Genomic DNA, 9431 nt, shown 5'->3' with positions numbered 1-9431 from the left:
AGCATGATCCGGGCCAGGCTGCTCATTCCCGAGCCGGCGATGCCCATGATGTGCACCCGGCCGAGCTCGGCCGCGGCGGGCACCACCTCGGTGGCCGCGCTGGAGACCAGGGCCGCCCCGGGCGCCTCCCAGCCGGCCGGCCGGTCATAGCTGGCCTGGGACCGCGCTGCCGGGCCGGGATGAGCGCGGTCGGCGGGCTCAGGCGTGGTGGCCACGGGCCACCTCCAGCACGGCGCGGGCCAGCACCGCGGCCGCGTCCCGGGCGCCCGCCCGCTGCGCCGCGGCAGCCATCGCGGCCAGTCGGGGCGGGTCGGTGAGCACCGCGACCACGTTCTGGGCGACCCAGGCCGGATCGCAGTCCTCATCGGCCACCATCAGGCCACCACCGGCGGCGACGATCGGGTCGGCGTTCAGCCGCTGCTCGCCACCGCGCAGCGGCAACGGCACGTAGCCGGCCGGCAGGCCCACCGCGGTCAGCTCGGCGCAGGTCATCGCCCCGGACCGGCACAGCACGAAGTCCGCGGCCGCGTACCCGTCGGCCATCGCGTCGAGGTAGGGCAGCACCAGGTACGGCGGCTCGTCCGCGGCCCGGGCCGGCGCGGTCACCGGGTTCTTCGCGCCTGCGATGTGCAGCACCTGGATGCCCGCCTCGGCCAGCGCCCGCTGCGCGCCGAGCACCGCCTCGTTCAGCCGCCGGGCGCCCTGCGAGCCGCCGGTGACCAGCAGGGTCGGTCGGTCGGGAGCCAGTCCCAGCCGGGCCCGGGCAGCAGGCCGCTCCCGCTCGCGGTCCAGCTCGATGATCGCCGGACGAAGCGGGATGCCGATCGGCCGGGCATGGGGCAGCCCCAGCGACGCGGTCGCGGTGTAGACGTGGGTGGTCAGCCGGGCCGCCAGCCGGTTGGCCACCCCGGGCCGGGCGTTCGCCTCGTGCACGACGATCGGGATGCCGCGCCGCCGGGCGGCCAGGTAGGCCGGCGCCGCGACGTAGCCGCCGAAGCCGACCACCACGTCGGCCTGCACCCGGTCCAGCACCGCGCCGGCCGCCCGGACCGCCGCGGCCACCCGCCCGGGGGTCTTGAGCAGCGCCAGGTTCAGCCGCCGCGGCAACGGAACCGGCGGGATCAGCTCCAGCGGGTACCCGCGTGCCGGGATCAGGGTGGTGTCCAGGCCCCGGACGGTGCCGAGCGCGGTGATCAGCGCGGCCGGCTCCAGCTCGCAGATCGCGTCGGCGACGTTCATCGCGGGTTCGATGTGCCCGGCGGAATGGCCGCCGGCCAGGACGATGCTGGCCCCCATCGCCTCAGGCGCCCTTGCGGCGAGACGCCGACTGGCCCGCCGGCCGCTGCGTACCGGGCTGCCGGCGACCGGCCGGAGCCGTCCGCTTCGGAGCCGCTGCCCTGGCGCCGGCGGGTTGGTAGGGCGTCCGGTCGCTCTGGCGGCCCGCGGGCATACCGGCTGCCGCGCCACGCTGGGCGGACCCGCCGGCGGCTGGAGCGGCTGATTTGGCCTGGGTGGCAGCTGCCTTGGCCTGGGTGGCGCCCGGCTTGGCCTGGGTGGCGGCCGACTTGGCCGGCGCTGCTGCGGAGGTGCCGGCTGACTTGGCCGGCGCTGCTGCGGAGGTGCCGGGATCCCCGACGGAGGTGCTCCCGCCCTGCCGTGCGGTCGAGGACTGCCGCGCGGTCGAGGACTGCCGCCCGGTCGAGACCTGCCGCCCGGTCGAGACCTGCCGCGGCGCTCCCAGCCGCAGCGTCCGGATCCACCGCGCGGTGCTGCCGTCAGCGGCTGCCTGCTGAGCGGCCCGGGCCGCGCTGGGCTCGTGCCGGGCGAAGGAGACCAGCATGCCCAGCACCCCGCAGGTCAGCACCAGCGAGGTGCCGCCGTTGGAGATGAACGGCAGCGGGATGCCGGTGACCGGCAGCAACGCGGTCACGTAGCCGACGTTGATCAGGGCCTGCCCCGCGATCCAGATGGCCGCGCCGCTGCCGACCAGCCGGACGAACGGGTCCTGGCTGCGATGGGCGATCCGCATCGCGGCGTAGGTGAACAGCGCGAACAGCCCCAGCACCACCGTGCAGCCGAGCAGCCCGAGCTCCTCCCCCACGACGGCGAAGACGTAATCGGTGTTGGCGTTGGGCACCCAGCCGTACTTCGACGTCCCCTGCCCGAGGCCGACACCGAACACGCCGCCGCTGGACAGCGCGTACAGGCCCTGGATGGTGTGGTAGCCCGCGCCCCCAGGATCGAGGTTGGGGTGCAGGAAGGTGGTCAGGCGCTCCAGCCGGTAGGCCTCGGTGACCGCCAGCGCCGTCACCACGCCGGTCACCACGACGAGCAGGCCGGCGAAGTACCGGTACGGCAGGCCGACCATCCACAGCAGGCCCAGCAGCACCAGCATGAAACACAGCGAGGTGCCCAGGTCGGGCTCGAGCATCACCAGCCCGATGACCACCGCGAAGCCCGGCACCAGGGGGATCAGCACATGCCTGGCCGTGGTCAGGGTGCGCAGCGACTCCTTGCGGGCAAGCAGATCCGCGCCCCACAGCAGGATCGCGAGCTTCGCGAACTCCGAGGGCTGCACGGTGAGCGGGCCGAGCTGGATCCAGCGGTGCGCGCCGTTGACGGTGACCCCGATGCTGGGAATCAGGACGCCGACCAGCGCGCACAGCGCGATCCCCAGCGCGGGATAGGCCAGCCGCCGGTAGGTCGCCGGTGACATCCGCACCGCCAGCCAGAACACCGGCACGCTCAGCGCGATGAACTGCACCTCGCGGATCAGCTGCGCCCAGGGCGCGTCCCCGGTGGTGTGCACCGACGCGGAGAGGGTCGTCGACGCCGACATCAGCAGGCCGAAGAACAGCAATCCGCCACCGGCGGCCAGCATCAGCTGCACCGAGGCGTAGGGCCCTTCCAGGTAGCGGCCGAAGGCGCGCACCACCCGGATGTCGCTCACCCGGTCGCGCAACCGGTTGATCATGACACCGCCCGCACGCCGCCGGTCAGGCCGATGCCAGTGGGCAATGCCCTTGCCGGATAAGCCGGAACCACGCGCGATCCGGGACGGTTCGAGGGGGCGGGCAGTGTCACGGCACCGGCGCCGGCCGATGACGTCGCGGCGGCCACGACCTCGTGCATGGCCCTATCGTCGGTCCTGGTCAACGTGATCTTCGGGAGGCGTGTCGCGTGTCGCGCCACCGTGGTGGTGATCTCACCCGGCCCGCCCTGCCGTGCCCTGACCGGCGTCCGGCTAGCCGTAGGAGATGAATTCGGCATAGAACAAGCCCATTCCGAAGGCCACCGCCAGCCCGCTGACGATCCAGAACCGGACGATGGTGGTGGTCTCCTCCCAGCCACCGAGCTCGAAGTGATGGTGGAACGGCGCCATCCGGAACACCCGTTTGCCGGTGCCCGTTCGGAGCCGGGTGTACTTGAACCAGCCGGTCTGGATGACGCTGGACAGCGTCACCACGGCGAACAGCCCGCCGAGCACCACCAGCAGCAGCTCGGTGCGCGACAGGATCGCCAGGCCCGCCATCAGGCCGCCGAGCGCCATCGACCCGGTGTCGCCCATGAAGATCTGGGCCGGCTTGGCGTTCCACCACAGGAAGCCGAAGCAGGCGCCCATCGCCGCCGCTGCTATCAGGGCCAGATCCTGCGGATCGCGGATGGTGTAGCAGCCGGGCAACGCCGGCGCCGGGTAGCAGCTGTTGCGGTACTGGATGAAGGTCAGCAGCGTGTAGGCGCCCATCACCATGGCGGCGCTGCCGGCCACCAGCCCGTCCAGGCCGTCGGTCAGGTTCACCGCGTTGGTGGTGGCGGTGATGATCAGGTAGGCCAGCAGCAGGAAGCCGATCAGCCCGATCGAGAGAGCGCCGATGTCGCGGACGTAGGAGATGCGCGTGGACCCGGGAGTCAGCCCGCGGTGGTTGCGGAACATCAGCGCACCGGCCCCGAACAGCAGCGCGACCAGCAGCTGGCCGCCGAATTTGGCCCGGGCCCGCAAGCCCAAACTCCGCCGGTGCCGCAGCTTGATGAAGTCGTCGATGAAGCCGACGGCGCCCGAGCCCAGCATCAGGAACAGCAGCAGCAGCCCCGAGGCGGTCGGGCCGGAGTCGTGCCGGAACGAGCCGATCAGGTGCGCCATCAGGTACCCGATGATCGTCGAGCCCATGATCGCGACCCCGCCCATCGTGGGGGTGCCTCGCTTGATCAGGTGGCTCTTGGGCCCGTCGTCGCGGATCTCCTGGCCGAATCCCTTGATCCGGAAGTACTTCACCACCAGCGGGGTGAACAGGATCGAGCTCATCAGCCCGAACAGCGCCGAGATCAGGATGGTCTTCATGCCGGGGCGCCCTCGGCAGCACTGTCAGCGGCACTGTCAGCGGCACTGTCAGCGGCGCCGAACCGCTCGATGAGCGCCTGAGCCACAACCTCCATCGCCGCCGACCGCGATCCTTTCACCAGCACCACGTCGCCCGGCCGCAGCTGCTCACCGAGCCTGGCCACGGCCGTCGCCGCGTCCGGCACCCACTGTGACTCACCGTTGTAGGAGCCTTCGAGCGCCGCGCCGGTCGTGATGGCGCGGGCCTGCTCCCCCACCGCGATCAGCGCCGCGATGTCCAGCCGCACGACGTGCCGGCCGAGCGCGTCGTGCTGGGCGATCGAATCAGGGCCGAGCTCGGCCATGTGGCCCAGTACCGCCACCGACCGGCGGCCTTCGGACATGATCGCCAGCGCCTTGAGCGCCGCCCGCATCGACTCCGGGTTGGCGTTGTAGGCATCGTTGATCACCGTTATGCCCGCTGCGGTCTCGCAGACCTCCATCCGCCATCGGGACCGGGGCGCGGCCTGCGACAGCGCCTGGGCCACCGCCGGCAGCTCCAGCCCGCAGGCCAGCGCCAGCGCCGCGGCGATCACCGCGTTGGCGACGTGGTGCTCGCCGTACAGCTGCAGGTGGACGCCGGCCCGGCCGGCGGCCGTGACCAGCTCGAAGCTCGCGCGGCCGGAGGAGTCCAGCCTGACCTGCTCGGCGCGCACGTCGGCGTCCTGGCGCTCACCCGCGGTCACCACCCGGGCGCTGGTGCGGGTGGCCATCGCCGCGACCAGCGGATCGTCGGCGTTGAGCACCGCGACCCCGCCGTCGGCGGCGTCGGGCAGCGCCTCGACCAGCTCGCCCTTGGCCAGGGCGATCGTCTCGACGCTGCCGAACTCCGACAGGTGAGCGCTGCCGACATTGAGCACCGCGGCCAGCCGGGGCGCGGCGATGCCGGTCAGGTGCCGGATGTGGCCGACCCCCCGCGCCGACGTCTCCAGCACCAGGAACTCGGTCTTCTCATCCGCCAGCAGCACCGTGTACGGATAGCCGAGCTCGTTGTTGAACGATGCGGGCGTGGCGACCGTGGCCCCGGCGCCGGCCAGCACCTGCGCCAGCAGGTCCTTCGTCGAGGTCTTGCCCGAGGACCCGGTGATCCCGATGATGCGCGCGGGCAGCCGCCGCGCCACCGTCCGGGCCAGCTCGGTGATCGCCTCGATCGGGTCCGCCACCAGGATCGCCGGAGCGGGCACCGGGCGGCTGGCCAGCACCGCGACCGCCCCGGCCTGCACCGCGGCCTCGGCATAGTCGTGGCCGTCCACCCGGTTGCCGGCGATGGCCAGGAACAGGTCGCCCGGGACCACCTTGCGGCTGTCGAACTCGACCTTGCCGGACACGGTGCGCTCCGGGTCGGCGGCCAGCAGCCGGCCGCCGACGATCCCGGCGATCTCGGCCAGGCTCAACTCGATCATGGACGGCTCACGATCCGTCCCCGCCGGTGGCCGACGCGCACTGGGCCTGCTCGGAATACCCCAACGCCGCCAGGGCATCCCGAGCCACCGAGACGTCGTCGAAGGGCAGCAGCACGCCCGCGACCTCCTGCCCGGTCTCGTGCCCCTTGCCCGCGATCAGGACGGTGTCGCCGGGCCCGGCCAGCCCGATGGCCCGCACGATGGCATCGCGCCGATCACCCTCCTCCACGAGCCGGGCGCGCTGCCCGGCCGGCACCGAGCAGGCGCCCTCGACCATCGCCTCCCGGATCTCGGCCGCCGCCTCCGACCGGGGATTGTCATCGGTCACGATCAGCACGTCCGCCTCGGTGGCGGCGACCTCGCCCATCACCCGGCGCTTGCCCCGGTCCCGGTCACCGCCGCAGCCCAGCACGATGATCAGCCGCCCGGCGGTCAGCGGCCGCAGCGCCCGCAGCGCCCCGGCGACCCCGGCGGGCTTGTGGCTGTAGTCGACGACGACCAGGAACGGTTGGTCACCGTCCAGCCGCTCCATCCGTCCCCGGACCTGCGCGCCGGCCACCGCGGGCGCCACCTCGGCCACCTCGACGCCGGCCTCGGCCAGGATCGCGAAGGCCAGCAGGGCGTTGGCGATGTTGTAGCCGCCCGGAATCCGGCAACCGGCCGGGAACCGCCGGCCCGGGCCGTGCGCCGTGAACCGGGTGCTGCCGTCCGCCAGCACGTCCAGGTCCGTGGCATGCCAGTCCGCGGCGGTGTCGGAGACGCTGACCGTGACCGTCCCCGGCCGCACCAGCCGGCGCCCCCACTCGTCGTCGATCATCACGATCTCGCGCGCGGCCCGGCCGTCGAACAGCAGCGCCTTGGCCTGGAAGTAGTCCTCCATGTCGGAGTGGAAGTCCAGATGGTCCTGGGAGAGGTTGGTGAAGGCGGCCACCGCGAACTCGGTGCCGTCCACCCGGCCCAGCCGCAGCGCGTGCGAGGACACCTCCATCGAGACGCTGTCCAGCCCGCGCTCGCGCATCACCGCCAGCAGCGCCTGCAGTTGCGGCGCCTCCGGCGTGGTGAACGGGGTCTTGACGGTCTCGTTGTCGAGGAACACCCCGACCGTCCCGATCAGCCCGGACCGCTGCCCGGCCGCAGCCAGCCCGGCCCGGACCAGCGACGTCGTGGTGGTCTTGCCGCTGGTTCCGGTGACGCCGAACACCGGCAGCGCGCGGGAGGGGTTTGCGTACACCTCGGACGACAGCCGGCCCAGCGCCGAGCGGGGATCGGGCGTCACCAGCACCGGCGGGGGGATGCGGTAGCCGGCCAGCTCGGCGGCCCCGCGCGGATCGGTGAACACCGCCACCGCGCCGGCGGCCAGCGCCTGGGCCGCATAGGTCACCCCGTGCAGGGTGGCGCCGGGCAGCGCCGCGAACAGGTCGCCCGGACGCACCTGCGCCGAGCTGAGGCTCACTCCGGAGACCGCGACGCCCGACGCCGGACCGGCCACGGCAGCTCCGAGCAGAGCTGCCAGCTCGTCCAGCGGGCGGGGGGTCAACCGGGTCGGACGGAGCCCCGGTCCGTCCGGCTGACCTCGCTGCGGGAACGCCACGCCTGCCCACGTTACCGATGCGTCTCCGGCCGCATTCCGCCGCTCGCTCCTCACCATGGTGGCCCCGGCCGACGGCGGCTAGTCGAGGGTCAGCGGCACGAGGACGGAGCGCGATCCGCTGGGCGGGATCTTGGCCGCCGACAGCTGGTACGCGGCGATGCGGCGGAACAGCGGGGCTGCCACGTCGCCACCGTGCATGCCGCCCGCCGGGTTGTCGATCATGATGGCGATGGCGAACCGGGGGTTGTCCGCCGGCGCCATGCCGGCGAAGGTGAGCCAGTAGCGCGAGTTGGAGTACCGGCCGGTCACCGGATCCGGCTGCTGGGCGGTCCCGGTCTTGCCCGCCACCCGGTACCCGGGAACGGCCGCCTTGACCCCCGTGCCGCCCTTGAGCGTCACCGACTCCAGCATGGTGCGCAGGGTCCGAGCGGTCGGGCTCGACAGCACCCGGATGCCGGGCGGCTGGGCGGTCGGCGTCACCGATCCGTCCGGGTTGGTCACCGAGGACACGATCCGCGGCGGGACCCGCACCCCGTCGTTGGCCACCGTCTGGTACATCGAGGCGAGCTGCAGCGACGTCATCGCCACCCCCTGCCCGATCGGCAGGTTGGCGAAGGTGGAATCGGACCAGCTGTCCATCTCCGGCAGCAGCCCGGCGCTCTCGCCCGGCAGCTCCACGCCGGTCCTCTGACCGAGGCCGAACCGGTGCAGGTACTCGTTGAAGGTCGGCTTGCCGACCTTGTCGGCGATCATCAGGGTGCCGACGTTCGAGGACTCGGCCAGCACGCCGGTCGCGGTGAACCGCTGCGTCGGATGCCACCAGGCATCGTGGACGGTGATGCCGCCGGTGGAGATGCTGTCCGGGACCTTGAGCACGGAGCGGGGGTGGATCAGGCCCTTCTCCAGCGCCGCGGCGATGGGGACGATCTTGTTGACCGATCCCGGCTCGAAGACCTGCTGGACGTTGGGGTTGAGTGACTGCCCGTCCTTGATGGTGCGCGGGTCCTGCGGATCGAACGAGCCGTTGGAGGCCAGCGCCAGCACCTGGCCGGTCCGGGCGTCCAGGATCGCCACCTGGCCGCCGCGGGCCCCGGACTGCCTGATCGAGTCGTCGAGGTACTTCTGGGTGAGGTACTGCAGGTCCTGGTCGATGGTCAGCCGCACCATGCCGCCGTCGGTGGCCGCCTTGCGCTTGATCGGCCCGGCCGGGTTGACGTTGCCGACCGAGTCCTTCTGATAGCTCACCGAGCCGTCGGAGCCGCGCAGCAGCGCGTCGTAGCTGTACTCGATGCCGGCCGCGCCGGCGCCGTCGGCCTTGACCAGGCCGATCACGTTCGCGGCGGTGCGCTGGCCGGGATAGAGCCGCTGCGAGGTGGCCTGGGCGAAGATGCCGGGCAGCGGCTTGCCGTCCAGCCGCAGCTCCTCGATCTGCTTGGCGGCGGCCGGCGAGAGCGCCGTCGCCAGCAGCGCGTAGTGCGAGTTGGAGGTCAGCTGGTCGGCCACGGCTATCACCGACTTGCCGATCAGCGGGGCGAGCATGGTCGCGTAGTCCAGCCGGCTGGTGGCGGGGATCATCGTCGGGTCGGCCACGATGTCCTTGGCGTCCGCGGTGTAGGCCAGCGGCACCCCGTTACGGTCGAGGATCGAGCCGCGGGCGGCATGCAGGGTGACGAACTCGCGCTTCTCGTCCGAGGCTGCCAGCGCGTAGCCGGCGGCGTCCATGCCCTGCAACCACACCAGCCGGACCACCACCACGGCCAGCAGCAGGCTCACCACCGCGACGCTGGCCCACAGCCGCCGCAGGGACCTGCCCAGCCGCATGGTCTGGGGCCGGCCGGCCGGCCGCCGCTTGATGCCCGCGGGCCGGGGGACGTGGGTGGGCCGCTGGGGCTGGTGGCGTTGGGTGGTTCTGGGGCTGTCGGTTGATCGTTGACGCTGGGTCGGTCGCTGGCTGTCAGAGAGTCGCTGGGTCCGGGCCGGCCGCTCGGCCGGAGCGCGTCGCGGCCGGTCCTGCGGGCCAGGCACCTGGCGTTGGGCGGGCGCTTGCCGCTGGGCGGGC

7 protein-coding genes are annotated in these 9431 nt (G+C 72.8%); all 7 read right to left on the bottom strand.

Annotated elements, in window-relative coordinates:
- A partial coding sequence (locus VF612_RS06085) for a hypothetical protein (protein WP_408658960.1) occupies positions 1-215 on the bottom strand: 215 nt, incomplete at its 3' end.
- A complete protein-coding gene (locus VF612_RS06080) occupies positions 199-1296 on the bottom strand; it encodes a UDP-N-acetylglucosamine--N-acetylmuramyl-(pentapeptide) pyrophosphoryl-undecaprenol N-acetylglucosamine transferase (protein WP_408658959.1) in 1098 nt (365 codons plus the stop codon). The genes VF612_RS06080 and VF612_RS06085, both read right to left, overlap by 17 nt.
- Before the next feature lie 4 nt (positions 1297-1300).
- Positions 1301-2974 (bottom strand): putative lipid II flippase FtsW, encoded by a 1674-nt coding sequence (gene ftsW / locus VF612_RS06075; RefSeq protein WP_408658958.1) that lies wholly within the window; start codon positions 2972-2974, stop codon positions 1301-1303.
- Positions 2975-3244: 270 nt separating this feature from the next.
- Entirely contained in the window at positions 3245-4339 is a 1095-nt protein-coding gene (gene mraY, locus VF612_RS06070; protein ID WP_408658957.1) for a phospho-N-acetylmuramoyl-pentapeptide-transferase, read from the bottom strand.
- Positions 4336-5781: a UDP-N-acetylmuramoyl-tripeptide--D-alanyl-D-alanine ligase gene (locus VF612_RS06065; RefSeq protein ID WP_408658956.1), complete on the bottom strand. Its 1446-nt coding sequence runs from the start codon at positions 5779-5781 to the stop codon at positions 4336-4338. The genes mraY and VF612_RS06065 overlap by 4 nt, the downstream gene beginning before the upstream one ends.
- Before the next feature lie 7 nt (positions 5782-5788).
- Complete coding sequence (locus VF612_RS06060) at positions 5789-7372, bottom strand: UDP-N-acetylmuramoyl-L-alanyl-D-glutamate--2,6-diaminopimelate ligase (RefSeq protein WP_408658955.1); 1584 nt, start codon at positions 7370-7372, stop codon at positions 5789-5791.
- Positions 7373-7450: 78 nt separating this feature from the next.
- A partial coding sequence (locus VF612_RS06055) for a peptidoglycan D,D-transpeptidase FtsI family protein (RefSeq protein ID WP_408658954.1) occupies positions 7451-9431 on the bottom strand: 1981 nt, incomplete at its 5' end.

The sequence above is a fragment of the Jatrophihabitans sp. genome (assembly GCF_036388195.1).
Classification (GTDB): Bacteria; Actinomycetota; Actinomycetes; order Mycobacteriales; family Jatrophihabitantaceae; genus Jatrophihabitans_A.
This window is presented reverse-complemented; position numbering and strand designations above follow the sequence as displayed.

What these genes read in the sequence shown, in the direction of transcription:
- VF612_RS06080 (WP_408658959.1), bottom strand. Translation starts at nt 1,296, where the DNA reads ATGGGGGCCAGCATCGTCCTGGCCGGCGGCCATTCCGCCGGGCACATC.
- ftsW (WP_408658958.1), bottom strand. Translation starts at nt 2,974, where the DNA reads ATGATCAACCGGTTGCGCGACCGGGTGAGCGACATCCGGGTGGTGCGC.
- mraY (WP_408658957.1), bottom strand. Translation starts at nt 4,339, where the DNA reads ATGAAGACCATCCTGATCTCGGCGCTGTTCGGGCTGATGAGCTCGATC.
- VF612_RS06065 (WP_408658956.1), bottom strand. Translation starts at nt 5,781, where the DNA reads ATGATCGAGTTGAGCCTGGCCGAGATCGCCGGGATCGTCGGCGGCCGG.